Annotated in this window: 23 protein-coding genes; 21 read left to right on the top strand and 2 right to left on the bottom strand. The window is 67.8% G+C overall.

The genetic code is table 11. The features are described from left to right. The first annotated feature begins 19 nt into the window (after positions 1-19). The 21 genes from P3W75_RS02260 (at position 20) to P3W75_RS02360 (ending at position 22,870) form a co-directional block, all read left to right on the top strand. Positions 20-1,285: a glutamate-5-semialdehyde dehydrogenase gene (locus P3W75_RS02260; RefSeq protein ID WP_276225746.1), complete on the top strand. Its 1,266-nt coding sequence runs from the start codon at positions 20-22 to the stop codon at positions 1,283-1,285. Further along, positions 1,285-1,947 (top strand): nicotinate-nucleotide adenylyltransferase, encoded by a 663-nt coding sequence (gene nadD, locus P3W75_RS02265; protein WP_276225747.1) that lies wholly within the window; start codon positions 1,285-1,287, stop codon positions 1,945-1,947. Before P3W75_RS02260 ends, nadD begins: the two co-directional genes overlap by 1 nt. A 10-nt stretch (positions 1,948-1,957) precedes the next feature. Beyond that, positions 1,958-2,323, top strand: coding sequence for a ribosome silencing factor (gene rsfS, locus P3W75_RS02270; RefSeq protein ID WP_276225748.1), 366 nt, complete (start codon positions 1,958-1,960; stop codon positions 2,321-2,323). Between the two features lie 6 nt (positions 2,324-2,329). Continuing rightward, on the top strand, positions 2,330-2,797 hold the full coding sequence (rlmH, locus tag P3W75_RS02275; protein WP_009617293.1) for a 23S rRNA (pseudouridine(1915)-N(3))-methyltransferase RlmH: 468 nt from the start codon (positions 2,330-2,332) through the stop codon (positions 2,795-2,797). 15 nt (positions 2,798-2,812) lie between these two features. Next, on the top strand, positions 2,813-4,699 hold the full coding sequence (gene mrdA / locus P3W75_RS02280; protein ID WP_276225749.1) for a penicillin-binding protein 2: 1,887 nt from the start codon (positions 2,813-2,815) through the stop codon (positions 4,697-4,699). 50 nt (positions 4,700-4,749) lie between these two features. Beyond that, complete coding sequence (gene rodA, locus P3W75_RS02285; protein WP_276225767.1) at positions 4,750-5,853, top strand: rod shape-determining protein RodA; 1,104 nt, start codon at positions 4,750-4,752, stop codon at positions 5,851-5,853. A 21-nt stretch (positions 5,854-5,874) separates the two neighbouring features. Next, complete coding sequence (gene mltB, locus P3W75_RS02290) at positions 5,875-6,897, top strand: lytic murein transglycosylase B (protein WP_276225750.1); 1,023 nt, start codon at positions 5,875-5,877, stop codon at positions 6,895-6,897. An 8-nt stretch (positions 6,898-6,905) separates the two neighbouring features. Beyond that, positions 6,906-7,931, top strand: coding sequence for a septal ring lytic transglycosylase RlpA family protein (locus P3W75_RS02295; RefSeq protein ID WP_430765329.1), 1,026 nt, complete (start codon positions 6,906-6,908; stop codon positions 7,929-7,931). A gap of 91 nt (positions 7,932-8,022) precedes the next feature. Then, entirely contained in the window at positions 8,023-9,183 is a 1,161-nt protein-coding gene (locus P3W75_RS02300) for a D-alanyl-D-alanine carboxypeptidase family protein (protein WP_276225752.1), read from the top strand. Positions 9,184-9,379: 196 nt separating this feature from the next. Continuing rightward, complete coding sequence (locus P3W75_RS02305) at positions 9,380-9,670, top strand: DUF493 domain-containing protein (protein WP_276225753.1); 291 nt, start codon at positions 9,380-9,382, stop codon at positions 9,668-9,670. After that, positions 9,670-10,335: a lipoyl(octanoyl) transferase LipB gene (lipB, locus tag P3W75_RS02310; RefSeq protein WP_276225754.1), complete on the top strand. Its 666-nt coding sequence runs from the start codon at positions 9,670-9,672 to the stop codon at positions 10,333-10,335. The genes P3W75_RS02305 and lipB overlap by 1 nt, the downstream gene beginning before the upstream one ends. Further along, positions 10,332-11,315, top strand: a complete 984-nt coding sequence (lipA, locus tag P3W75_RS02315) for a lipoyl synthase (RefSeq protein WP_276225755.1) — start codon at positions 10,332-10,334, stop codon at positions 11,313-11,315. Before lipB ends, lipA begins: the two co-directional genes overlap by 4 nt. A gap of 471 nt (positions 11,316-11,786) precedes the next feature. Further along, positions 11,787-12,320 (top strand): fimbrial protein, encoded by a 534-nt coding sequence (locus tag P3W75_RS02320; protein ID WP_276225756.1) that lies wholly within the window; start codon positions 11,787-11,789, stop codon positions 12,318-12,320. A gap of 49 nt (positions 12,321-12,369) precedes the next feature. Then, positions 12,370-13,104: a fimbrial biogenesis chaperone gene (locus tag P3W75_RS02325; RefSeq protein WP_276225757.1), complete on the top strand. Its 735-nt coding sequence runs from the start codon at positions 12,370-12,372 to the stop codon at positions 13,102-13,104. 92 nt (positions 13,105-13,196) lie between these two features. Next, complete coding sequence (locus tag P3W75_RS02330) at positions 13,197-15,692, top strand: fimbria/pilus outer membrane usher protein (RefSeq protein ID WP_276225758.1); 2,496 nt, start codon at positions 13,197-13,199, stop codon at positions 15,690-15,692. A gap of 19 nt (positions 15,693-15,711) precedes the next feature. Continuing rightward, positions 15,712-16,713 (top strand): fimbrial protein, encoded by a 1,002-nt coding sequence (locus P3W75_RS02335; RefSeq protein ID WP_276225759.1) that lies wholly within the window; start codon positions 15,712-15,714, stop codon positions 16,711-16,713. A 314-nt stretch (positions 16,714-17,027) separates the two neighbouring features. Then, positions 17,028-17,561 carry a fimbrial protein gene (locus P3W75_RS02340; protein ID WP_276225760.1) on the top strand — a complete coding sequence of 178 codons (534 nt, stop codon included), beginning with the start codon at positions 17,028-17,030 and terminating at the stop codon, positions 17,559-17,561. A gap of 52 nt (positions 17,562-17,613) precedes the next feature. Then, the gene (locus P3W75_RS02345; protein WP_276225761.1) at positions 17,614-18,342 is read left to right on the top strand and encodes a fimbrial biogenesis chaperone; all 729 of its coding nucleotides are present in this window, start codon (positions 17,614-17,616) and stop codon (positions 18,340-18,342) included. Between the two features lie 89 nt (positions 18,343-18,431). Then, positions 18,432-20,987 carry a fimbria/pilus outer membrane usher protein gene (locus P3W75_RS02350; RefSeq protein WP_276225762.1) on the top strand — a complete coding sequence of 852 codons (2,556 nt, stop codon included), beginning with the start codon at positions 18,432-18,434 and terminating at the stop codon, positions 20,985-20,987. Positions 20,988-21,102: 115 nt separating this feature from the next. After that, positions 21,103-22,128, top strand: coding sequence for a fimbrial protein (locus P3W75_RS02355; protein ID WP_276225763.1), 1,026 nt, complete (start codon positions 21,103-21,105; stop codon positions 22,126-22,128). Between the two features lie 13 nt (positions 22,129-22,141). Beyond that, a complete protein-coding gene (locus P3W75_RS02360; RefSeq protein WP_276225764.1) occupies positions 22,142-22,870 on the top strand; it encodes a fimbrial biogenesis chaperone in 729 nt (242 codons plus the stop codon). 37 nt (positions 22,871-22,907) lie between these two features. Here P3W75_RS02360 and P3W75_RS02365 read toward each other — a convergent pair whose 3' ends face one another. Then, a complete protein-coding gene (locus P3W75_RS02365; protein WP_276225765.1) occupies positions 22,908-24,188 on the bottom strand; it encodes a lytic murein transglycosylase in 1,281 nt (426 codons plus the stop codon). Between the two features lie 102 nt (positions 24,189-24,290). Beyond that, positions 24,291-24,581, bottom strand: a complete 291-nt coding sequence (locus P3W75_RS02370; protein WP_276225766.1) for a hypothetical protein — start codon at positions 24,579-24,581, stop codon at positions 24,291-24,293. Between the last annotated feature and the right edge of the window lie 58 nt (positions 24,582-24,639).

A 24,639-nucleotide genomic window follows, 5' to 3' on the forward strand; every position in this document is an offset into this window, starting at 1 on the left:
ACGCAGACGCGTAAGAACCATGACCGAGTCCGTCCTCGATTACATGAGCCGCCTGGGCCGCGCCGCCCGTGAAGCCTCGCGCGTCCTCGCGCGCGCCTCCACCGCGCAGAAGAATGCCGCCCTGCTGGCCGCCGCCGACGCCCTGGACGCTGCCCGCGAGCAGCTCGCCCACGCCAACGAGCAGGACCTGGCCGCCGGCCGCGCCAATGGCCTCGAGCCAGCCATGCTCGACCGCCTGGCGCTGAACCCGGCGCGCATCGACGACATGATCGAGGGCCTGCGCCAGGTGGCCAAGCTGCCGGACCCGATCGGCGAGATCCGCGACATGCGCTTCGTCCCCTCGGGCATCCAGATCGGCAAGATGCGCGTGCCGCTGGGCGTGGTCGGGATCATCTACGAGTCGCGGCCGAACGTGACCATCGACGCCGCCAGCCTGTGCCTGAAGTCGGGCAACGCGACCATCCTGCGCGGCGGCTCCGAAGCCATCCACTCGAACCAGGCGATCGCCAGGTGCATCCAGCACGGCCTGGCCCAGGCCGGCCTGCCGGCGGCCGCCGTGCAGGTGGTGGAAACCACCGACCGCGCCGCCGTCGGCGCGCTGATCAGCATGCCCGAATACGTCGACGTGATCGTTCCGCGCGGCGGCAAGGGCCTGATCGAGCGCATCAGCCGCGACGCCAAGGTGCCGGTGATCAAGCACCTGGACGGCATCTGCCACGTATTCATCGACGAGTCGGCCGACCTCGACAAGGCCATCCGCATCGCCGACAACGCCAAGACCCAGCGCTACGCGCCGTGCAACACCATGGAAACCCTGCTGGTGCACGCCGCCATCGCCGAGCGCGTACTGCCGCCGCTGGCCGCGATCTACCGCGACAAGGGCGTGGAGCTGCGCGGCGACGCCGCCACCCGCGCGCTGCTGGGCGCCGACGTGCTGGAAGCCACCGAGGAAGACTGGCGCACCGAGTACAACGCGCCGATCCTGTCGATCCGCATCGTCGACGGCCTGGACAGCGCCATCGAGCACATCAACACCTACGGCTCGCAGCACACCGACGCCATCGTCAGCGAGAACTTCAGCAACGCCCGGCGCTTCCTCGCCGAAGTGGATTCCGCCTCGGTCATGGTCAACGCCTCGACGCGCTTCGCCGATGGCTTCGAATACGGCCTGGGCGCGGAGATCGGCATCTCCACCGACAAGCTGCACGCCCGCGGCCCGGTCGGCCTGGAAGGCCTGACCAGCGAGAAGTACGTGGTATTCGGCGACGGGCACGTGCGCACCTGATGAGCAAACGACCCCCGCGGCGGATCGGCCTCTTCGGCGGCACCTTCGATCCGGTGCACATCGGTCACCTGCGCAGCGCGCTGGAGACCGCCGAGCTGCTGCGGCTGGACGAGCTGCGCCTGTTGCCGGCGGCGCGTCCGCCGCACCGCGAGACGCCGCAGGTGTCCGCGCAGCAGCGCCTGGCGATGGTCGAACTGGCCGTGGCCGGGGTCGAGCCGCTACGGGTGGATGCGCGCGAACTGGCGCGGGACAAGCCGTCGTACACCATCGACACCCTGGAATCGCTGCGCGCGGAACTGGGGGACGAAGACCCGCTGTTCCTGATGCTGGGTTGGGACGCGTTCTGCGGCCTGCCCACCTGGCACCGCTGGGAAGAACTGCTGCGGCACTGCCACCTGGTGGTACTGCAGCGTCCGGACGCCGACATGGAGGCCCCGGAAGACCTGCGCGACCTGCTCGCAGCGCGCAACGTGGCCGATCCCAACGCCCTGTGCGGCGCCGGCGGGCAGGTCACTTTCGTCTGGCAGACCCCGCTCGCGGTGTCGGCCACGCAGATCCGCGCCCTCCTGGCGCAGGGGCGCTCGCCGCGCTTCCTGGTGCCGGACGCGGTATTGAACTACATCGAGGCGCACGGACTGTACCGCGCGCCCCTGGCAAACTAGAGAGTCATTCATGCAAACCGAACAACTGGTCGAGCTGGCCATCGCCGCTCTTGAAGATATGAAAGCGCAGGACATCACCGTCCTCGACGTGCGCGACAAGACCAGCATCACCGATGTCATGGTCATCGCCACCGGCGCCTCCAGCCGTCAGGTCAAGTCGCTGGCCGACAACGTCCTGGAAAAGGTCAAGGAACAGGGCGTCAAGCCGATCGGCAGCGAAGGCCAGGAAGGCGGCGAGTGGGTCCTGATCGACCTCGCCAACGTCGTGGTCCACGTCATGCAGCCGGCCACCCGCCAGTTCTACGACCTGGAGCGCCTGTGGCGTGGCGCCGAGCAGAGCCGCGCCCAGCACGGCGGCGAGCACGGCGGCGAGTAAGCGGCGTTGCGCCTGCGTCTGATCGCGGTCGGCTCGCGCATGCCGCGCTGGGTCGAGGAAGGCTGGCAGGAGTACGTCAAGCGCCTGCCCTCCGAGCTGTCCCTGGAACTGGTGGAAATCCCGTTGAACACGCGCGGCAAGAACGCCGACGTGGCGCGGCTGATCCGCCAGGAAGGCGAGGCCATGCTAGCCAAGGTCCAGCCCGGTGAACGGGTGGTGACCCTGGAGGTCGAAGGCAAGCCCTGGAGCACCCCGCAGCTGGCGGCCGAACTCGATCGCTGGCGCCTCGACGCGCGCACCGTGAACCTCATGGTCGGCGGCCCGGAAGGGTTGGCGCCGGAGGTCTGCGCGCGCAGCGAACAGCGCTGGTCGCTGTCGCCGCTGACCCTGCCGCACCCGCTGGTGCGCATCCTCGTGGGTGAGCAGATCTACCGGGCCTGGACCGTGCTGTCCGGGCACCCATACCACAAGTAGGCGTAGCCGTACCCGATGCCGCAGCCGATTCAACTCAAAGACCACGAGAAGGATGCGCGCCTGGTGCGCCGCCGGGTCATCGTCGGCGCGGTGGCGGTGTTTCTCCTGGCCCTGGTGCTGGTGGCGCGCATGTACCACCTGCAGGTCACCCAGTACGAGTACCACTCGACGCTGTCGGAGAACAACCGCGTCCACGTCCAGCCGATTCCGCCGAACCGCGGCCTGATCTACGACCGCAACGGCGTGCTGATCGCCGACAACCGGCCCAGCTTCAGCCTCACGGTGACCCGCGAGCGCACCGAAAACCTCAAGCAGGAAATGGACGCGCTGGTGGATATCCTCGGCCTGACCGAGGAGGACAAGGCGATCTTCGAGAAGCGCATGAAGCAGGGCCGGCGGCCGTTCGAGCCGGTGCCGATCATGTTCGAGCTGTCCGAGGAGCAGATCGCCCGCATCGCCGTGAACCAGTACCGCCTGCCGGGCATCGACGTCACCGCGCAGTTCGTCCGCCATTACCCGCTGGGCGAGCACTTCGCCCATTCGGTGGGCTACGTCGGGCGGATCAACGAACCCGAGCTGAAGGTCCTCGACCCGGTCAACTACGCCGGCACCCACCACATCGGCAAGACCGGCGTGGAGAAGTTCTACGAGGCCGACCTGCACGGCACCGTGGGCTACGAGGAAGTCGAGACCAACGCCCGTGGCCGCGTGCTGCGCGTGCTCAAGCGCACCGACCCGATTCCCGGCAAGGACATCGTGCTGAGCATCGACAGCAAGCTGCAGGCCAAGGCCGAGGAAGCCCTGGGCGGCCGTCGTGGCGCCATCGTGGCGATCCAGCCGAGCACCGGCGAGGTGCTGGCGATGGTCAGCCAGCCGAGCTACGACCCCAACCTGTTCGTCACCGGGATCAGCTTCAAGGACTACTCGGCGCTGCGCGACTCCCTCGACCGTCCGCTGTACAACCGCGTGCTGCGCGGGCTGTACCCGCCGGGCTCGACGGTGAAGCCGGCGGTGGCCATCGCCGGCCTCGATGCCGGGGCCACGACCCCGAGTTCGCGGGTATTCGACCCCGGTTACTACCAGTTGCCCAACTACGACCACAAGTACCGCAACTGGAACCATTCCGGCGAGGGCTGGGTGAACCTGGAAACCGCGATCATGCGTTCCAACGACACCTACTTCTACGACCTCGCCCACAAGCTCGGCATCGACCGCCTGCACGACTACATGAGCCGCTTCGGCTTCGGCCAGCGCGTGTCGCTGGACATGTACGGCGAGGCGCCGGGCCTGATGCCGTCGCGCGAGTGGAAGCGCGCCACCCGGCGCCAGGTCTGGTTCCCCGGCGAGACGCTGATCCTCGGCATCGGCCAGGGCTACATGCAGGCCACGCCGCTGCAGTTGGCGCAGATGACCGCGCTGATCGCCAACCACGGCAAGTGGATCCGCCCGCACCTGGCGCGCACCATCGACGGCCAGAAGCCGGTGGACCCGGAACCGATGCCGGACATCGACCTGCGCGAGCCGGGCAACTGGGAAATGATCGACTCGGACATGCAGCAGGTGGTGCACAATGCCCGCGGTACCGCGCACAAGGTCGGCGCCGCCTCGGTCTATCGCATCGCCGGCAAGTCCGGTACCGCGCAGGTGGTCGCGATCAAGCAGAACGAGAAGTACGACCGTTCCAAGCTCAACGAGCGCAACCGCGACCACGCCCTGTTCGTCGGCTTCGCCCCGGCGGACAACCCGCAGATCGCCATTTCGGTGATGGTCGAGAACGGCGAGTCCGGTTCCGGCGTCGCCGCACCCGTGCTCAAGCAGGTCATGGACGCCTGGCTGCTCGACGAGAACGGCAAGCTCAAGCCCGAGTACGCTCCACAGGTGGCCGAGGCGCCGAAGCCATGAGCATGAACATGAACCCCAATTTCGACCGCACGCTGTCCAACGAGGACGTGATGAAGCGGCGCGCCAGCCTGCTGCAGCGCCTGCACATCGACGGCCTGTTGCTGCTGCTGTTGCTGATCCTCGGCGCGGCCGGCCTGTTCGTCCTCTATTCGGCCAGCGGCAAGAGCTGGGACCTGCTGCTCAAGCAGGCCTCGTCCTTCGGCCTGGGCCTGGTGATGATGTTCGTCATCGCCCAGATCGAGCCGCGCTTCCTGGCCCGCTGGGTGCCGCTGGGCTACCTGATCGGGGTGCTGCTGCTGGTGGTGGTGGACGTCATGGGCCACAACGCCATGGGCGCCACGCGCTGGATCAACATCCCCGGGGTGATCCGCTTCCAGCCCGCCGAGTTCATGAAGCTGTTCATGCCCATGACCCTGGCCTGGTACCTGTCCAAGCGCAACCTGCCACCGAACCTCAAGCACCTGATCATCAGCCTGGCGCTGATCGGCGTGCCCTTCGTGCTGATCCTCAAGCAGCCGGACCTCGGCACCGCCATGCTGGTGCTCGCCTCCGGCGCCTTCGTGCTGTTCGTCGGCGGCCTGCAGTGGCGCTGGATTCTCGGCGCGGTGACGGCGGCGGTGCCGGTGGCGGTGGGCATGTGGTACTTCGTCATGCACGACTATCAGAAACAACGTGTATTGACTTTCCTCGACCCTGAAAGCGACCCGCTGGGCACCGGGTGGAATATCATCCAGTCAAAAGCGGCCATCGGTTCCGGCGGGGTGTTCGGCAAAGGTTGGCTGCTGGGCACCCAGTCGCACCTGGATTTTTTGCCGGAAAGCCATACGGACTTTATCATTGCCGTGCTCGGCGAAGAGTTCGGGCTGGTGGGTGTGTGCCTGCTGCTGGCCCTGTACCTGATGGTGATCTACCGCGGCCTGGTGATCACGGCGCAGGCGCAGACGCTGTACGGCAAGCTGCTGGCCGGCAGCATCACCATGACCTTTTTCGTGTACGTCTTCGTCAACATTGGTATGGTCAGCGGATTGCTGCCGGTCGTGGGGGTACCGCTTCCTTTCATCAGCTACGGCGGAACTTCGCTGGTCACGCTGATGTCAGGGTTCGGGGTTTTGATGTCGATTCATACGCACCGGAAATGGATCGCCCAGGTTTGAAGAACAAGCGTTGAGACCAGAGTGAAGAAAGGAATGCAGATACTGCGTGAGTGGGCAGTCAGGGGTGTCCATTGGGTGGGGCTGGCGGGGGCCATCGGCTTCGGCGGCGGCGCCCAGGCGGGCGACTATGACGGTTCGCCGCAGGTCACCCAGTTCGTCGGCGAGATGACCCGCGACTATGGCTTCGCCGATGAACAGCTGGTCTCGCTGTTCCACGATGTCGAGCGCAAGCAGTCGATCCTCGATGCCATCTCGCGGCCCGCCGAGCGGGTCAAGCCGTGGAAGGACTACCGCCCGATCTTCCTCACCGACGCGCGCATCAAGCGCGGCGTGGAATTCTGGAACCAGAACGCCGAGGCCCTGGCCCGCGCCGAGCAGCAGTACGGCGTGCCCGCCCAGTACATCGTGGCGATCATCGGCGTCGAGACCTTCTTCGGCCGCAACACCGGCAACTACCGGGTGATGGACGCGCTGTCCACCCTGGCCTTCGACTACCCGCCGCGCGCCGACTTCTTCCGCAAGGAGCTCAAGCAGTTCCTCCTGCTGGCCCGCGAACAGCAGGTCGACCCGCTCGGCCTGAACGGTTCCTACGCCGGCGCCATGGGCCTGCCGCAGTTCATGCCGAGCAGTTTCCGCGCCTACGCGGTGGACTTCGACGGCGACGGCCACATCAACATCTGGAACGACCCGACCGACGCCATCGGCAGTGTCGCCAGCTACTTCAAGCAGCACGGCTGGCAAGCCGGCGAGCCGGTCACCTCGCAAGCCGAGCTGAGCGTCGACAGCGCCCAGGACGCGGTCACCCAGGGCCTGGAGCCGCAACTGACCCTCGGCCAGCTGCGCGCCCAGGGCTGGCGCACCCATGACGTGCTGCGCGACGACCTCAAGGTCACCGCCATCCGCTTCGACGGCGCCGAGGGCCCCGAATACTGGGTCGGCCTGCCGAACTTCTACGTGATCACCCGCTACAACCGCAGCGCCATGTACGCCATGGCGGTCCACCAGCTGGCCGGCGAAATCGTCCGCGCGCGAGGTGTCCAGTGAATCAGCGACTGAAGCGTCCCGGCCTCTGGTCGGCGGCCGTCTGCGTCGGCCTCGGCGCCGTCCTGCTCGCCAGCTGCACCAGCTCCCGCGCGCCGCAACCGGCGGCGTCCGGCGGCATGTCCGGGCCGATCGACTACAGCCGCCCGCACCGCGACGGCGCGCCCTGGTGGGACGTCGACGTGTCGCGCATCCCCGACGCGGTGCCGATGCCGCACAACGGGCCGATCAAGAACAACCCCTACACGGTGCTGGGCAAGACCTATTACCCGCTGAACGACGCGCGCACTTACGCCGTCACCGGCACGGCGTCCTGGTACGGCACCAAGTTCCACGGCCAGGCCACCGCCAACGGCGAGATGTACGACCTGTACGGCATGACCGCGGCGCACAAGACGCTGCCGCTGCCCAGCTACGTGCGGGTGACCAACCTGGACAACGGCAAGAGCGTGATCGTGCGGGTCAACGACCGCGGTCCGTTCTACTCCGACCGGGTCATCGACCTGTCCTTCGCCGCCGCCAAGAAGCTCGGCTACGCCGAGACCGGCACCGCGCGGGTCAAGGTCGAGGGCATCGACCCGGTACGCTGGTGGGCCGCCCAGGGCCGCCCGGTGCCGATGGTACTGGCGCAGCCGAAGATGGCGCCGCTGCAGCCGGCCCCGGTGGCCAGCGCCCAGGCGCAACCGCAGGCGGTGGCCAGCGCCCAGCCGATCGAGGTCTACACCCCGCCGCCGGCGCAGCACGCCGCGCCCGTGGCGCCGGTGCAGGTCGACTCAAAAAAAAACGCTTCGTTACCAGTCGCTGGCCTGTATCTCCAGGTGGCTGCCTTCGCCAACCCGGACGCTGCGGAACTGCTCCGGGACAAGATCAGCGGCATGACCTCGGCCCAGGTCTTTATCAGCTCGGTCGTGGTCAACAAACAGACGTTGCACCGGGTGCGCCTGGGGCCGATCGGAACGCAGGATGAAGCGTCGCGGATGCAGGACAGCATCCGCCTGGCCAACCTGGGCCAACCCAAACTGGTGCGCCCGGACTGACACCGCGGCGCCCGAGCAGCGGCACGGCAGATGCCGCCAAAGGAATTCCCCCAAGGGATTGTTTGACCATTAGCGAAACCCAGAGAGACGGATGAACATCACCACCATTGCAAAACGCCTGTCCATGCTCGTGTTGCTCAGCGCCCCCGTGGCCAGCTGGGCCGCCGAGTCCGTTGTTCCTGCCGCGCCGCAACTGGCCGCCAAGGCCTGGGTGCTGATGGACGGCGCCAGCGGCCAGGTACTGGTGGAGAACAACGCCGACGAGCGCCTGCCACCGGCCAGCCTGACCAAGCTGATGACCGCCTACATCGCCACCAAGGAGATCGAAGGCGGCCGCATCAAGGAAGAGGACCTGGTCACCGTCAGCGAGCACGCCTGGCGCACCGGCGGTTCGCGGATGTTCATCAAGCTCGGCTCGCAGGTGACCGTCAGCGACCTGCTGCACGGCATCATCATCCAGTCCGGCAACGACGCCTCGGTGGCCCTGGCCGAGCACATCGCCGGCAGCGAAGACGCCTTCGCCGACATGATGAACACCACCGCGCAGAAGCTGGGCATGAGCAACTCCCACTTCATGGACGCCACCGGCCTGCCGAACCCGGAGCACTACTCCTCGGCCCACGACATGGCGCTGCTGGCCCGCGCGATCATCTACGGCGAGCCGACCCACTACGCGATCTACGCGCAGAAAGAGTTCCTCTGGAACAACATCAAGCAGCCCAACCGCAACCTGCTGCTGTGGCGTGACAAGACCGTCGACGGCCTGAAGACCGGCCACACCGACGAAGCCGGCTACTGCCTGGTGGCCTCCGCCGTGCGCGACGGCCAGCGCATGATCGCCGTGGTGTTCGGCACCAACAGCGAGCAGGCCCGCGCCGCCGAGACCCAGAAGCTGCTGACCTACGGCTTCCGCTTCTTCGAATCGCAGACCTTCTACAAGAAGGGCGCCGAGCTGACCAAGGCCCTGGTCTGGAAGGGCGCCGAGCATGAAGTGAAGGCCGGCCTGTCCGAAGACCTGACCATGACCGTGCCGCGCGGCCAGCTGAAGCAGCTGCAGGCCAACATGGTGCTGCAACCGCAACTGATGGCGCCGATCCAGCAGGGCCAGGTCATCGGCAAGGTGGAAGTGAAACTGGGTGACAAGGTGGTGCGCACCTCCGACCTGGTGGCCCTCAACGGCGTGGAGGAAGGTGGTATCTTCCGTCGCCTGTGGGATAGCATCCGCCTGTTCTTCTACGGCCTGTTCAACTGACCGACGGTTCCCGGGCTCGTACTTTTGTATACAAGCCCGGGAATTCCCGCCCAAGGGCGCGCAATCCTCAGGTAAAATGCGCGCCTGCGACTGATCGACACGCCGCCGTGGCGTCGGCAGCCGACAGGTCCGATCCATCCGGAACCTCCCGACCCGGGAGCTTCGTACGGAGGCGGGCTATCCGCCCGCGACAGCCATGACTGAAACCACTGATACCGCAACTCCACCCGCGCCGAAGATCGAGTTCCCCTGCGAACGCTACCCGATCAAGGTGATCGGCGACGCCGGCGACGGTTTCGCCGACCTGGTCGTGGAGATCATCCAGCGCCACGCGCCCGATTTCGACGTCACCACCCTGGTGACCCGCGACAGCCGCAACGGTCGCTTCCTCTCGGTGCAGGTGCTGATCACCGCCACCGGCGTCGACCAGCTGCAGAACATCCACAGCGACCTGCGCGCCAGCGGCCGCGTGCACATGGTGCTCTGATGCCCGAGGCCGCTGCCGCAGCCCTGGGCTTCCGCGAACTCGGCGTGCTGCCCTACGAGCCGACCTGGCACGCGATGCAGCGCTTCACCCGCGAGCGCGACGAAGCCACGCCCGACGAAGTCTGGCTGCTGGAGCACGAGCGGGTGTTCACCCAGGGCCAGGCCGGCAAGGCCGAGCATGTACTGATGCCCGGCGACATTCCGGTGGTCCAGGTGGACCGCGGCGGCCAGGTCACCTACCACGGCCCCGGCCAACTGGTGGCCTACCTGCTGCTCGACGTGCGCCGCTCGCACCTGGGCGTGCGCGAACTGGTCAGCCGCATCGAGCAGAGCCTGATCGGCCTGCTCGAAGGCTTCGGCGTCAGCGCTGTGTCCAAACCCGACGCCCCGGGCGTCTATGTGGACGGCGCGAAGATCGCCTCGCTCGGCCTGCGCATCCGCAACGGCCGGTCCTTCCATGGCTTGGCGCTGAACGTCGACATGGACCTGGAGCCCTTCCGTCGTATCAATCCCTGCGGCTACGCAGGCATGGCCATGACCCAGCTGCGCGAGCTGGCCGGCCCCATCACCCTGGCCGAGGTGCGCGAACGCCTGCGCGGCGAACTCACCGAGCGACTTGGCTACGCTGAACAGAAGACCCTAACGGGCGGGATCGAACTGAGATGAGCACTGTTGTGGAGACCCCGGGCCAAGGCAAGCCGGGCAAGGTGGAAGTCGGCGTGAAACTGCGTGGCGCCGAGAAGGTGGCACGCATCCCGGTGAAGATCATTCCCACCGAGGAATTGCCGAAGAAACCCGACTGGATCCGCGTGCGCATCCCGGTCTCGCCCGAGGTCGACCGCATCAAGCAACTGCTGCGCAAGCACAAGCTGCACAGCGTCTGCGAAGAGGCTTCCTGCCCGAACCTGGGCGAGTGCTTCTCCGGTGGCACCGCGACCTTCATGATCATGGGCGACATCTGCACCCGCCGCTGCCCGTTCTGCGACGTCGGCCACGGCCGGCCGAAACCGCTGGACGTCGACGAGCCGACCAACCTGGCCATCGCCATCGCCGACCTGCGCCTGAAGTACGTGGTGATCACCTCGGTGGACCGCGACGACCTGCGCGACGGCGGCGCCCAGCACTTCGCCGACTGCCTGCGCGAGATTCGCAAGCTGTCCCCCGGCGTGCAGCTGGAAACCCTGGTTCCGGACTACCGCGGGCGCATGGACATCGCGCTGGAAATCACCGCCAACGAGCCGCCGGACGTGTTCAACCACAACCTGGAAACCGTGCCGCGGCTGTACAAGTCCTCGCGCCCCGGCTCGGACTTCGAGTGGTCGCTGGACCTGCTGCAGAAGTTCAAGCAACTGGTTCCGCACGTGCCGACCAAGTCCGGCCTGATGCTCGGCCTGGGCGAGACCGACGAGGAAGTCATCGAAGTCATGCAGCGCATGCGCGAGCACGACATCGACATGCTGACCCTCGGCCAGTACCTGCAGCCCTCGCGCAACCACCTGCCGGTGCAGCGCTTCGTCCACCCGGACACCTTCGCCTGGTTCGCCGAGGAAGGCGCCAAGCTGGGCTTCAAGAACGTGGCGTCCGGCCCGCTGGTGCGTTCCTCGTACCACGCCGACCAGCAGGCCCACGGCGGCAAGATCGGCTGATCCCCGCCATGCGACCGGCGCCGTCCTGGCGCCGGTCGTCGCTCCATCCCTGCGTTTCCCTTCCCGTTGCCTCTTTACCCCGCCGGCTTGCCGTGCCGGGCAGGTTCCCGCGCGCCCGGACTTTTCAGGGGCGCACGGCTGGCGCCGCCGTCGAATCGTTTCAATTGAAATCAATTCGCCTCCCAGTGCGAGGGGGCGCCCGATACCCGCTGCAGCGGTTTTCCCGCGGAGTGGCCAACAGGCAACGCTGCCATAGATGGTCATCGATATCTGTGACGGAGAGACAAACCGGAAGATTGGTTAGTCATCAAAATAAATCTAGGGATGCTTCCTACATTTCAGGGGGATCGTTCACCTTTTAACCATTTCCATGTTTGTTCGACTATTCGCACGGGCCGATGCATGTCGGCCGGCGGCCGCGCAATCGCGCTCGGTCGCGGCGAATTTCTTTCACAGCATGGAGTTTTCTCGATGAACAAGACACTTGCGGCAGCCTTGGCCTGCGCGGCCGGCCTGGGACTGTGCGCCAGCGCGCAGGCCGCCGACGGCACCCTGACCTTCGAAGGCGTGATCAACGCCAGGACCTGCACCCTCGACCCGGCCACCTCGAACCAGACCATCAGCCTGAGCGGGGTGAACACCACCGATTTCACCGGGGTTGGTACCTATGCCGGCTCACAGCCCTTCACCCTGAAGGTGTCCGGTTGCGACACCGACGCGGTGGTCGCGGCGCTGTTCGCCACCGGCGGCAGCGTCGACCCCACCAACGGCAACCTCAACAACGCCATCGCCGACGGCACCGACGCGCAGATCGCCCTGTTCCGCGCCGATACCGACGCGAAGATCGACCTGGCCAGCTATGGCAGCTCCGCCGAGTACACCGCCACCACCGACGCCAATGGCGATGCTTCGCTGGCCTTCATCGCCCGCTATGCGGCGAAGACCGCCACGGTGAAGCCGGGCCAGCTGCGGACCCAGCTGCAGTACACGATGAGCTACCAGTAACCCGTCCGTCCCCGGGGGCCCACCCCCGGGGTATTCCCTCGAGGTTCCCATGTGCCACTCCCCACGAGCCGTCGTACGCCTGGTGGCCGGGCTCGCCATTGCCGCCAGCCTGGTGGCGCCGGCCAAAGCCGCCGTCACCATCATGGGGACGCGCCTGGTCTACCCGGCCGGCGAGCGTGAAATCAGCGTGCGTTTCAGCAACGATGGCGAGCAGCCGGCGCTGATGCAGATCTGGGTCGATCGCGGCGACCCAAAGGTACAGGCGCAGGACGCCGACGCGCCCTTCGTCAGCACGCCGCCGATCTTCCGCCTCGACCCGCGCAAGGGGCAGACCGTGCGCCTGGCCTTCGTTGGCGAGAAACTGCCGGGTGATCGCGAGACGCTGTTCTGGTTCAACGCCCTGGAAATCCCGCCGATGCCGGCGCTGGCCGAGCGCAGCTACCTGCAGGTCGCCGTGCGTTCGCGCCTCAAGCTGTTCTACCGGCCCGCCGGCCTTCCGGGCGCGGCGGCCAGCGCCGCGACGCAGTTGCGCTGGGGCCTGGTCGACGAAGGAGGGCTGCGTCACCTGCGGGTCGTCAATCCGACGCCTTATCACGTCTCCCTCAGTGCTCTGCGGCTGAGCCAGGGCGGCCGTGACCATGAGTTGCGAGCGCAGATGATCGCCCCCTTCGCCCAGCGCGACTTCGACCTGTCGAGCAGGGTCCGTCGTGGTCCCGCGCGCCTGAGTTTCCGCTGGATCAGCGACTTCGGCGCGGCCACTGACGAACACGTGCAATTACCATGAACCGGCGCGCAAGATCCGGGGCCGACGCCACACGGCAAGTGGCGCGCAGGCAGGGCGGCGGTTGGCGGCCACTGACGATCAGCCGCTCCGGGATGTTGCCGCCGCTGTTGGCGAGCATGGTCAGCGGCGCCGTCGCGGCGGACCAGGTGGCCGCGGTGCGCTTCGACACCGACTTCCTGCGCAACGACGCCACGCAGCCAGTGGACATCAGTCGCTTCGAGCGTGGCAATGCGGTGGACCCGGGGCACTACACCCTCGATCTCTACGTCAACCGGCGCTGGCTCGGCCGCCAGGCCGTCGAAGTCCGTCCCGGCCCGGCCTACTGTTTTCGCCGCGAACAGCTGGACGGCCTGGGGATCGCCGTCGAACGCCTGCCGGACAACGCCAGCACCGCGCTGGCGATGGCCGACGGCAGTTGCGTACAACTCACCCGCCTGGTGCCGCAGAGCCACGCCGATTTCGACCTGGCGGACCTGCGCGCCGACCTGAGCGTTCCCCAGGCCTACCTGGCGCGCGGCGACACGGGCTACGTGCCGCCGAGCGAGTGGGATCGCGGAGTGTCGGCGGCCTTCATCGACTACAACGCCAATGCCTACCGCAGCGAAACCGGCGGCAACAGTCGCACCCAGTACTACGCCGGGCTCAACGGCGGGGTGAACCTGGGCGACTGGCGCCTGCGCCACAATGGCAGCTACAGCCGCGACCCCGACGGCGACTCGGACTACAACGCGGTCAGCAGCTACCTCCAGCGCGACCTCACCGGCCTCAAGTCCCAGCTGACCCTGGGCGAGTACTACACCCCCGCCGACCTGTTCGACAGCGTGCCCTACAGCGGCGTCCAGCTGGCCTCGGACGAGCGCATGCTGCCGGACTCGCAGCGCGGCTTCGCCCCGGCCATCCGCGGCGTGGCGCAGAGCAACGCGCGGGTCACGGTGCGCCAGGGCGGCAATATCCTCTACGAGACCAGCGTGGCGCCGGGGCCCTTCGTCATCGATGAGCTCTACGGCGCCGGCTACGCCGGCGACCTGGAGGTCACCGTCAGCGAGGCCGATGGCCGCGAACAGCGCTTCACCGTGCCCTTCGCCAGTGTGGCGCAGCTGCTGCGTCCCGGCGTGTCGCGCTACAGCGTCACCGCCGGCGAGTACCGCGACCAGCGCCTGGCGCGCACCCCGCAGTTCGCCCAGGCCACCTACCAGCGCGGGTTGTCCGACCGCTGGACCGGTTACACCGGTAGTTTCATCGCCGAAAACTACCTTGCCGTGCAGGTTGGCGCGGCCACCAGCAGCCGCTTCGGCGCCGTCGCCCTGGACATCACCCAGTCGCGCGCCAACGGCCTGGAACCCCGCGAGGGGCTGGGCCGCAGCGCCAGCGGGCAGAGCTACCGGCTCAGCTACAGCAAGCTGCTGGAGCCCACCAGGACCAACCTCGCGGTGGCCGCCTACCGCTTTTCCAGTGAAGGCTACCTGGGTTTCGCCGATTTCGCCGGGATGCTCGACGGCAACGGTGGCGCCTGGCGCTACCGGCAGCGCAACCGGGTGCAGGTCAACCTCAGCCAGTCGCTGGGCGGCAATCGCGGCAGCTTCTACCTCAGCGGCTCGGCGCAGAACTACTGGAACCGCGACGTCGGCGGCGACATGAGCTACCAGGCCGGCTACAGCAACAGCTGGCGCTGGGTCAGCCTGAACCTGTCGGCCAGTCGCACCCGCGACGCCGGTGGCGACAACCAGACGCGCTACCTGCTGAGTCTGTCCATGCCGCTTGGCCGGGCGCCGCGCGCGCCCTACCTGAGCAGTTCGGTGGGGCGCGGCAGCGACGGCAGCCAGGACCTGCAGTTGGGCCTGTCCGGTTCGCTCGGCGAGCGCAACGCGCTGAACTACAGCCTGTACAGCTCGCGTAATCGCCAGGACGGGCGCAGTAGCGGCAACAGCGGTGCCAATGTGCAGTATCGCAGCCGCCTGGCCAGCGTCTCGGCCAACGTCAGCGATGGCGACGACTACCGTCAGCTCGGCCTGGGCCTGAGCGGCAGCCTGTTGGCCCATCGCGGTGGGCTGAACCTGAGCCCGGACCAGGGCGAGACCAAGGTCCTGGTCGAGGCCAAGGGGGCTAGCGGTGCGGCCCTGGAGAACAACCCGGGGGCGGCGATCGGCGCCAACGGCTATGCCTTCGCCGCCGGCCTGACGCCCTACCGGCGCAACCGTGTGGCGCTCGATCCGCGTGGCCTTGGCCAGGACGTCGAACTGGAAGTGAGCGAGCAGCAGGTGGTGCCGCGCTTCGGTTCGGTGGTGCTGCTGCGTTACCCGACCCGCAGCGGCCGGCCCCTGCTGCTCGAGCTGCGCGATGAACAGGGCGGCCGCCTTCCGGTGGGCGCCGAAGTGCTGGACGGCGACGCCGGCGTCAGCCTGACCCTGGTAGGGCAGGGGAGCCGGGTGTTCCTGCGCGCCGAGCGGAGCGAGGGCGAGTTGCTGGTGCGCTGGGGCGAGGGGCCCGATCGCCAGTGCCGGGTGGCCTACCGGGTGCCGCCGAAAGAGGCGGAACAGCAGCCGCTGTTCCACCTGCGCGCGGTGTGCCAAAGCCAGGTGACCCGATGACTGTCCTGAGGAAAACACGATGAAATTGCGCGCATTGCGCCACCTCTGGTTGCTGGCGTGTTGGCTCGCGGCACCTTCCGCCTGGGCGGCCTGCTCCTTCGACGGCGGCTACATGACGTCGCAGTTCAGTATTTCCCTGGACCAGTCGCTGAGCGCCGCCAGGGATGCTCCGGCGGGAACCGAGCTGTTCAGCAGCACCTGGCGCCCGGCCACGGGGGTGAACATCCGCTGCAACAGCAACGGCAAGGTCGCCGGGGTGCTGGAGGGGGATTTCGGCGGCGTGCTGACGGGCGTACCCGGGCACAACAACGGCTCGGTGTTCGCCACTACGGTGCCGGGCGTCGGCATCCAGGTGTTCTGGTGCAACCAGCAGAACTGCAACCCCGACTACAACAACGTGACCCCGGTGCCCGCGCTCAACTGGTCTGTCAACGCCACCGCCTATCATCTGCGCAACAGTTGGTGGGTGCGACTGGTCAAGACCGGGCAGGTCGCCACGGGCTTGCACGCCTTCAGTGGCACGGCGCGGATCCGCTACGACGGCCTGGAAGTGGCGCGCCTGAGTGTCCAGGGTGTGGTCGAGGTCGCGGCCCGGGGCTGCCGCCTCGACCCCGCCAGCAGCGCCCAGGTGGTGCGCCTGCCGCCGGTGCCGGCGGACGCCTTCCAGAACATCGGCGAGTTGCCGGACGAGTGGCTGGGGCGGCCTTTCGATTTCCGCCTGAACTGCGACCCGGGCATTCGCCTGAGCCTGCGCATCGATCCCTTGTACCCCAGCAGCATCCCCGACGTATTGGCCAACCGGTCGGCGCCGGGAATGGCGACGAACGTCGGCGTGCGGCTCTATCGGGATGTGGGCGGCAGGCCGCAGGTCATGCCGACGTTCACTCCCGTACTGATGAGCATGTTCACTGTCGGCGGGGCTCTGCGCCTGCCCATGGCCGTTCGTTACTACCAGGTGGGAAGCATGGTTTCGCCGGGGGCCTTCAGCACGTCGGCGACCTTCACCCTGTACTACGAGTGAGGCGAGCCCGCCTTCGCTCGTCGCGTCCCCTGTGCCCTCCTGCCAGAGAGCGCCGGGTTGTCTTTGAGGTGCTCCCTATTTTTCTCGTTTCAGAATTTTCCGTAAGACGGCTGGAAGTTGCCCTAGGGGCGGCGGAGGGCGCGTTTGTCAGACTTCTCAGGGTCGGCAGCAGTCGACGAAAAACCCGGAAGATGCCTCGATGCGAGGCGCGAAGTTTCCGGATCAAAGGAGTGCTTTCTGGTCTCGCCCCATCCGAGTTTTCCGCATCCGCGAGGGGGACCAGACGCACTGAAAGCCGATTACGGAGCCATTCGATGAAAACCAACCTGTTTGTCGCCACCCTCTCACTGGCCACCCTCGGCGCCTCGGCCGGCGCTTTCGCCGCCGATGGCACCCTGACCTTCGAAGGCGTCGTCAGCGCCAAGACCTGCACCCTCGACGCCGCGTCCGCCAACCAGACCGTGGTGCTGCCGTCGGTGACCACCAGCGACTTCGCCGGCGCCGGCAGCGTCGCCGCCGCCCAGCCCTTCAGCCTGCGCGCTACCGGCTGCGATGCCGGCGCCGTTGCCGCGGCGGTCTTCGCCACCGGCAACAACGTCGACCCGGCCACCGGCAACCTGATGAACACCGTCGCCGGCGGCACCGACGCGCAGATCGGCATCTTCCAGCAGGATGGCAGCACCCGGATCAACCTGGCCAACTTCGGCGACTCGGCCTCCTATACCGCCGTCGCCGATGGCAGCAACAACGTGGTGCTGGATTTCGTCGCCAAGTACGTGGCGAAGAACGCCGACACCACCGCTGGCCAGCTGCGCACCTCGATCCAGTACACCATGAGCTACCAGTAACTCCCCTGTGTCCTTCCCGGGGGCGACCCCGGGATACCCACCGAGGTCCGCCATGAAACTTCCCTTCCACGCCTGGCTGCTGGCCGGCGCGTTCACTGCCCTGTGTTCGCCGTTGGTCCAGGCCGGCGTCACTATCGATGGTACGCGGGTGATCTACCCGGCCGGCGAGCGCGAAGTCACGGTCAAGCTGAACAATGAAGGCCGTACGCCTTCGCTCATGCAGGTCTGGGTCGACCGTGGCGACATCCAGAGCCAGCCGCAGGACGCCGATGCGCCTTTCCTGCTCACCCCGCCGATCTTTCGTATCGACCCGAACAAGTCGCAGAGCGTGCGCCTGACCTTCACCGGCGCCGCGCTGCCGAAGGATCGCGAGTCGCTGTTCTGGCTCAACGCCCTGGAAATCCCGCCGCTGCCCAAGGCCGACGGGCGCAGCTTCATGCAGGTGGCGGTGCGTACGCGGCTGAAGCTTTTCTATCGCCCGGCAGGCCTGGCGGGCGATCTCCCCAGCGCCGTCAAGCAGGTGGACTGGCAAGTGGTGGCGGTGGCCGGCGGCTACGCCCTGCGCGGCAAGAACGCCAGCCCATATCACGTTTCCTATAGCGCCCTGAGCCTGGAGCAGGGTGGCCGCCGCTACGACGCCGGCCAGGGCATGATCGCGCCCTTCTCGAGCCATGACTTCCCCCTCAGGGGCCTTGCCGGCAAAGCCTCCGGTGGCCAGTTGCATTACCGCTGGATGAGCGACTACGGCGTGGGCGCGGAGCAACGGGCCGCCGTGCATTGAGCCGCGAGCGCATGGCGTGGGTGGCGGGTTCCTGACGTGAAGAGGGCGAGAAGGTGATGCTGGGCGCTGCTGTGGGTTCTAGCCGGGGTTTGCCGTTCATCGGGTACGCCGTATTCGCCGGCTTCGGCGTGCTGTTCGGCGCCATCGCCGAAGCGGCCGAAGGTGAGTCGGAAGGCTACGCGCAGTTCAACCAGGATTTCCTGCGCGGCGCCGATGGCAAGCCGGTCGACCTGTCGCGTTTCGAGCAGGGCAATCCGCCGGCTTCCGGCAGCTACCGGGTCGACGTGTACGTCAACCGGAACTGGGTCGGCCGCCAGGAGCTCAGCGTTCGCGCCGAGACCCAGGGCGCCGCGCCGCGCTACTGCTTCAAGCGCAGCCAGCTCGCCGGGCTGGGCCTGAACACCGGGAAGTTGCCGGACCCGAAGGCTGCCAAGCGCCTGCTGGAAGACGCCGACTGCGTCGAACTGGACAAGCTGGTGCCCGAAGCCAGGGTGGACTTCGACCTCGCCGAACTGCGCGCCGACCTGAGCATCCCCCAGGCCTACCTGAGCAGGGCCGAGCGCGGCTACGTAGACCCGCAGGACTGGGATCGCGGCATCACCGCCGGTTTCGTCGACTACAACACCAACGCCTTCCGCACCGACGTCGCTGGCAACGTGCGCAACCAGTACTACGCCGGCTTCAACGGCGGCCTGAACCTGGGTGACTGGCGCCTGCGCCACAACGGCAGCTACAGCCGCAGCAGCGGCGATGGCGGCCCCGCCACCAGCCAGTACGACGCGATCAGCAGCTACGCCCAGCGCGACGTTACCGCCTTGAAATCGCAGCTGACCCTGGGCGAGTACTACACCCCGTCGGACCTGTTCGACAGTGTGCCCTACACCGGCGTCCAGCTCGCTTCCGACGAGCGCATGCTGCCCGATTCGCAGCGTGGCTTCGCCCCGGCGATCCGCGGCACGGCGGAGACCAATGCGCGGGTCACGGTGCGCCAGGCCGGCAACCTGCTCTACGAAACCACGGTGGCGCCGGGACCTTTCGTCATCGACGATCTGCATGGCACCGGCTACGCCGGCGACCTCGAGGTCACCGTCAGCGAGTCCGACGGGCGGGTGAAGAGCTTTACCGTGCCCTTCGCCAACGTCGCTCAATTGCTGCGCCCCGGTACCTCGCGCTACAACGTGGTGGCGGGCCGGTACCGCGACGAGCAGCTTTCCAGCCAGCCGCACTTCGTCCAGGGCACCTACCAGCGCGGCATGTCCAACCTCTGGACCGGCTACGGCGGCAGCATAGTGGCGGAGAACTACCTGGCCGTGCAGGGCGGGCTGGCGCTGAGCACCTCGGTGGGCGCCTTCGCCTTCGACGTCACCCATTCCCGGGCCAAGGGGCTGCCCGAGACGCAGGAGCTCGCCGGCGCCTCCAGCGGCCAGAGCTACCGGATCAGCTACAGCAAGCTGCTGGAATCCACCCGAACCAACTTCGTCGTGGCCGGCTACCGCTTCTCCAGCGACGGCTACCTCGGCTTCGGCGACTACGTCCAGGCGCTGGACGACAGCCATGGCTCACGAGCCTTCCGCCAGCGCAGCCGGGTCCAGGCGAACATCAACCAGCCCCTCGGCGACAGCCTGGGCAGTTTCTATCTCAGCGGCTCGACACAGAACTACTGGAACACCGGCAAGAGTGGCGACAGCAGTTTCCAGGCCGGCTATTCCAACAGCTTCAACTGGGGCAGTTTCAACCTGTCGGCCGGGCGTACCCGTTCGCCGGGCGGCGAGTCCGATACCCAGTACATGCTGACGGTTTCGATACCGCTGGGCAGTTCCCCTCGGGCGCCCTACCTGAGCAGCTCGGTGAGCCGCGGCGGCAATGGCGACCTGAGCTCCCAGGTCGGTGTCAGTGGCTCCCTGGGCGAGCGTAGCCAGTTCGGCTACAGCGTCCACGGTTCGCGCAGCAGCGGCAACGGTGCGACCAGCACCAGCACCGGCGCCAACGCGCAGTACCGGGCGTCGAAAACCTCGCTGTCGGCCAGTGTCAGCAATGGCGAGGACTCCCGCCAGCTCGGCGCCGGCATGAGTGGCAGCGTGCTGGTGCATGGCGGCGGGGTGAACTTCAGCCAGGACCAGGGCGAGACCAAGGCCCTGGTCGAGGCCGCGGGCGCCGAGGGGGCGGCGGTGCTCAACAGCAATGGTGGCAAGGTCGGCGGCAATGGCTATGCCGTGGTCACCGGTCTGACGCCTTATCGTCACAACGCCGTGGCGCTCGACCCCAAGGGCATGTCCGAAGAGGTCGAGCTGCAACTGACCGAACAGAGTGTGGCGCCGCGGCATGGCTCGGTGGTGTTGCTCAAGTACCCGACCGTGACCGGCAAACCCGTGCTGCTGACGTTGCGCGACGAGCAGGGGCAGGCCCTGCCGGTTGGCGCCGAGGTACTGGACGCCAAGGGCGGCAGCCTGACCCTGGTCGGTCAGGGGAGCCGGGTGTTCCTGCGCAGCGAGGCGCAGCGCGGGCGCATCCTGGTGCGCTGGGGCGAGGGCGCTGCACGCGAGTGCCAGGCCGACTATCAGTTGCCCGCCGCCAGGTCCGACTCGACGGCGCCCTTCCTGCAGGCTGAGGCGCTCTGTGTGAAACGAGAGGTGGCCCGGCGCTGAGCTCGCCGGTGCCACAAGCGCGATGCGAGGGTATCGCTAAACTGGGAGGGAGCGGCTGGTGTCGATGGGTTTCGAGCGGTATCGGTGTGGTCACGGACAACCGAGCGAGGTGGCAATGAAACAACTGGGGGCGCTGGTCGCGTTGAGCCTGGCGCTGCTTTGCCCGGCGCTGGCGCGGGCCGACTGCTCGTGGGGCAACGGCGGCTCGGGGTATGCCGGCCCGGGCATCCTCAGCCTGACCCTGCCGGCGGCGCTGTCGGTTCCCCGGGACACGCCGGTGGGGGCGCCGCTGTGGAGCTCGGGCTGGACCTGGGCGGCCACCGGCAAGCTCAATAGCTGCTCGGCCGGCCGCGTCAGCGGGCGCCTCGCCAGCGGCATCGGCCAGGCCACCGGCAAGCCGACCGTGCATGCCACCAACGTGCCCGGCATCGGCGTCGCGGTGTTCTGGTGCAACGTCGGCATGAGTTCCTGCGTGTCCGATCCGCTATCGGCCGGGGTCACCAACAACCTCAACTGGTCGGAGGTCTCGGCGCTGAACTGGAGTTATTCGGCCGGCACCTACGACCCTTTCACGCAGTTCTGGGCGTACCTGGTGAAGACCGGCGATGTCAGCCCCGGCGTCGTGCAGATCGGCGGCCAGTCGCAGGTGTTCTACAACGCCATCGAGGTGTCGCGGCTGACCCTGGCTGGGCAGACCACCATCAGCGCGCCGTCCTGCCAGATCACCTCGGGCACCGACGTGCATGTGCGCATGCCAAGGGTGACGCTCGCGGACTTCCCGGCGGGCACCGGGGTGATGAGCAACAACGCCAAGGCCGTTGGGTTCAGCATCGCCCTGCTGTGCAGCGGCAACTTCAAGGTCAGCTACAAGATCGACCCGGTGAGCGGCACGAGTGTCACCAATGTCCTGAACAATGCCGTCGGCCCGGGTTTCGCGACCGGCGTGGGCATCCAGCTGTTCCAGGGAGACACCTCCAGCACCACGGTGCTGCCGCTGTCCACCAAGTTGGCCCGGACTACCGTCTCGGGCACCAACCTGCCGGTTTCGATTCCTCTGGCGGCCAAGTACTACAAGACTTCCACCGGCATCACCGGGGGCGCCGTGCGCGCCTCGGCGATGTTCACGTTGTTCTATGAATGAAGCGAGCGGACCGATGAAGAGAGGCGCTGTATTCGCCTTCGCCCTGGCCCTGGTCGCGCCCTGGGCCCAGGCCAGCGTGGTGCTCGGTGGCACGCGGCTGGTCTACCCGGCAGGTGAGCGCGAGGTCACGCTGCAGTTGCAGAACCCCGAGCGCGTGCCTCGCCTGGTCCAGGCCTGGGTCGATGGCGGCGATCCGGAGTCGCGGCCGGACAACGCCGATGCACCGTTCCTAGTAACGCCGCCGATCCTGCGCATGGACGCGGGCAAGGGCGTCGCCCTGCGGGTGATGTTCACCCACCAGGCCGTACTGCCGCAGGACCGCGAGTCGCTGTTCTGGCTCAATGTCATGGACATTCCGCCGCAGCCCCAGGCGGGCGAGAGCAATTACCTGCAACTGGCCTATCGCAGCCGGATCAAGCTGCTGTTCCGGCCGCCGGGGTTGTCGGGCAGCCCGGCAGGTGCGGCCGAGTCGCTGTCCTGGCGCCTGCTGCCGGATGGGCGCGGCGGGGCGCTGTTGCGGGCGAGCAACCTCAGTGCCTACCACGTCTCGCTGGACCAGATGCTGCTGCAGGATGGCGGGCGTCGCGGGGTGGCCGACGGGGGCATGGTCGCGCCCGGCGCCAGCACCGACTTTCCCTTGCAGGGCATGGGCGCGCAGGCGTCCGCCAGCGCTCGGGTGCGCTACCGCTGGATCGACGATTACGGCGCCCTGCGCGAGCGCGAGGTGCCGCTGGGGCGCTGAACCCGGGGCGGGCCGTGGTGCCGGCCCGCCGCTGGCATCAATCGGCTTGCTGCAGGCGAGTCAGCAGCGCCGGGGTGGGGTAGCCGTCGGCGGGCAGCCCCTGGCTCTGCTGGAAGGCGCGGATGGCGGTGCGAGTGTTGGCGCCGATGATGCCGTCCGGGTTGCCCGGCTGGTAACCGCGGGCGGCCAGGTTCTGCTGCAGGGCGATGCGTTCGCTGCGGCTGAGCGGGCGGTCCTGCAGCGGCCAGCTGGCCTCGATGCGCCCCAGGCCCTTGAAGCTGTCGGCCAGCAGGCCCACGGCCAGGGCGTAGGAGGTCGAGTTGTTGTAGCGCAGGATGGCGCGGAAGTTGTCCAGCACCAGGAACGCCGGGCCACGGTAGCCGGCCGGCAGCAGTAGCGTGGCGCTGGCCTGCGGGCTGCTGGGCAGCATGCCGCTGGCCGGTTGCACGCCCAGGCGCAGCCATTCGCTGATCGGCTTGCGGATGGACATGTCGGCCAGGGCGTAGTCGAAGCCCTGGCTCAGGCGCACCTCGAAGCCCCAGCTTTGCCCTGGCTTCCAGCCCGAGGCCTGGAGGTAGTTGGCGGTGGAGGCCAGGGCGTCGGCGGAGGAACCCCAGATGTCGCGCCGGCCGTCGCCGTCGAAGTCCACCGCGTACTGGTTGTAGGTAGTCGGGACGAACTGTGTCTGGCCCATGGCGCCGGCCCAGGAACCGACCATGTAGCGCGGCGGCACGTCGCCGTGCTGGAGAATCTGCAGGGCGGCGAGCAACTGTGCCTGGGCGAAGTCCGGGCGGCGCCCTTCGTAGGCCAGGGTGGCGAGGGAGCGGATGACGTTGCGCTCGCCCATGTTGCTGCCGAAGTTGCTTTCCATGCCCCAGATCGCCACCACCGCTTCGGCGTCGACCGTGTAGCGGCTGTCGATGCGTTGCAGCAGCTCTGAGTTCTGCGCGAGCTTGCCCTGGCCGTTGCGGATGCGCGCCGGGGACACGGCGCCGGCCAGGTACTCCCAGACCGGTCGGGTGAACTCCGGCTGGCTGCGGTCGGCGGTGATCACCGCGGGGTCGGGTTCGACGCCGGCGAAGGCCTGGTCGAAGGTCTGCGCGCTGATGCCGCCGGCCAGCGCCTGCTGGCGGAAGCCATCGCGCCAGGTCTCGAAGCTGACGCTTGGCAGCGGTTGGCCGTCGAGGCTCTGCAGGGCGCTGGCGGCGCTCGCCGGGGCGTTCGCCGCAGGGGCGTCGGCGCAGGCGGAGAGGACGCAGGCGCTGAGAAGGGTCAGGCAGAAGGGGAACAGGCGGAGGGGTGAAGCGGGTGTGCGCATTGCGCTCCTCGGGGGCATTCGTCAGGCAGCGGCCACCTTAGCATGCGGACGCCGGAGCGTCTGCCGCCGGGCCTGGCGCGGCGATGACAGGCTGTTACGGACTCAGGGCTTGGACTTGGCCTTGGCGGCGCTCTGCTCCAGCTCCTTGAGCATCTGGTCGTAGGCCGCGCAATCGTCGGGGCGCTCGTTGCTCGAGCGGCTCTTCTGCATGGCGGCGAGTTGCTGGTTCAGGCGCTTGGCCGTCTGCGGGTCGCGGTCGGTGATGGCGGCGACCTTGTCGGCGACCTGGCGGGCCTTGGCCAGGGCTTCCTGGTCGGAGCAGAAGGCCCAGGCCGAGCCGGCCATGGGCAGCAACGCCAGGGTCAGGGCGGAGGCGAGCAATCTGGTGTGCATGGGGGGCTCCCGGAAATGCGCTTATTCCATGGAGGGCGAAACCGGGGCGGGAGTTCCG

The organism is Pseudomonas citronellolis (assembly GCF_029335315.1).
Lineage (GTDB): Bacteria > Pseudomonadota > Gammaproteobacteria > Pseudomonadales > Pseudomonadaceae > Pseudomonas > Pseudomonas citronellolis_A.

Coding starts and splice junctions, on each gene's coding strand:
- P3W75_RS02360 (WP_276225764.1), top strand. CDS start 22,142: ATGAAGAGAGGCGCTGTATTCGCCTTCGCCCTGGCCCTGGTCGCGCCC.
- rsfS (WP_276225748.1), top strand. CDS start 1,958: ATGCAAACCGAACAACTGGTCGAGCTGGCCATCGCCGCTCTTGAAGAT.
- rodA (WP_276225767.1), top strand. CDS start 4,750: ATGAAGCGGCGCGCCAGCCTGCTGCAGCGCCTGCACATCGACGGCCTG.
- lipB (WP_276225754.1), top strand. CDS start 9,670: ATGCCCGAGGCCGCTGCCGCAGCCCTGGGCTTCCGCGAACTCGGCGTG.
- P3W75_RS02305 (WP_276225753.1), top strand. CDS start 9,380: ATGACTGAAACCACTGATACCGCAACTCCACCCGCGCCGAAGATCGAG.
- lipA (WP_276225755.1), top strand. CDS start 10,332: ATGAGCACTGTTGTGGAGACCCCGGGCCAAGGCAAGCCGGGCAAGGTG.
- P3W75_RS02365 (WP_276225765.1), bottom strand. CDS start 24,188: ATGCGCACACCCGCTTCACCCCTCCGCCTGTTCCCCTTCTGCCTGACC.
- P3W75_RS02300 (WP_276225752.1), top strand. CDS start 8,023: ATGAACATCACCACCATTGCAAAACGCCTGTCCATGCTCGTGTTGCTC.
- P3W75_RS02330 (WP_276225758.1), top strand. CDS start 13,197: ATGTTGCCGCCGCTGTTGGCGAGCATGGTCAGCGGCGCCGTCGCGGCG.
- P3W75_RS02370 (WP_276225766.1), bottom strand. CDS start 24,581: ATGCACACCAGATTGCTCGCCTCCGCCCTGACCCTGGCGTTGCTGCCC.
- P3W75_RS02340 (WP_276225760.1), top strand. CDS start 17,028: ATGAAAACCAACCTGTTTGTCGCCACCCTCTCACTGGCCACCCTCGGC.
- mrdA (WP_276225749.1), top strand. CDS start 2,813: ATGCCGCAGCCGATTCAACTCAAAGACCACGAGAAGGATGCGCGCCTG.
- P3W75_RS02320 (WP_276225756.1), top strand. CDS start 11,787: ATGAACAAGACACTTGCGGCAGCCTTGGCCTGCGCGGCCGGCCTGGGA.
- P3W75_RS02325 (WP_276225757.1), top strand. CDS start 12,370: ATGTGCCACTCCCCACGAGCCGTCGTACGCCTGGTGGCCGGGCTCGCC.
- P3W75_RS02335 (WP_276225759.1), top strand. CDS start 15,712: ATGAAATTGCGCGCATTGCGCCACCTCTGGTTGCTGGCGTGTTGGCTC.
- P3W75_RS02355 (WP_276225763.1), top strand. CDS start 21,103: ATGAAACAACTGGGGGCGCTGGTCGCGTTGAGCCTGGCGCTGCTTTGC.
- P3W75_RS02345 (WP_276225761.1), top strand. CDS start 17,614: ATGAAACTTCCCTTCCACGCCTGGCTGCTGGCCGGCGCGTTCACTGCC.
- P3W75_RS02260 (WP_276225746.1), top strand. CDS start 20: ATGACCGAGTCCGTCCTCGATTACATGAGCCGCCTGGGCCGCGCCGCC.
- nadD (WP_276225747.1), top strand. CDS start 1,285: ATGAGCAAACGACCCCCGCGGCGGATCGGCCTCTTCGGCGGCACCTTC.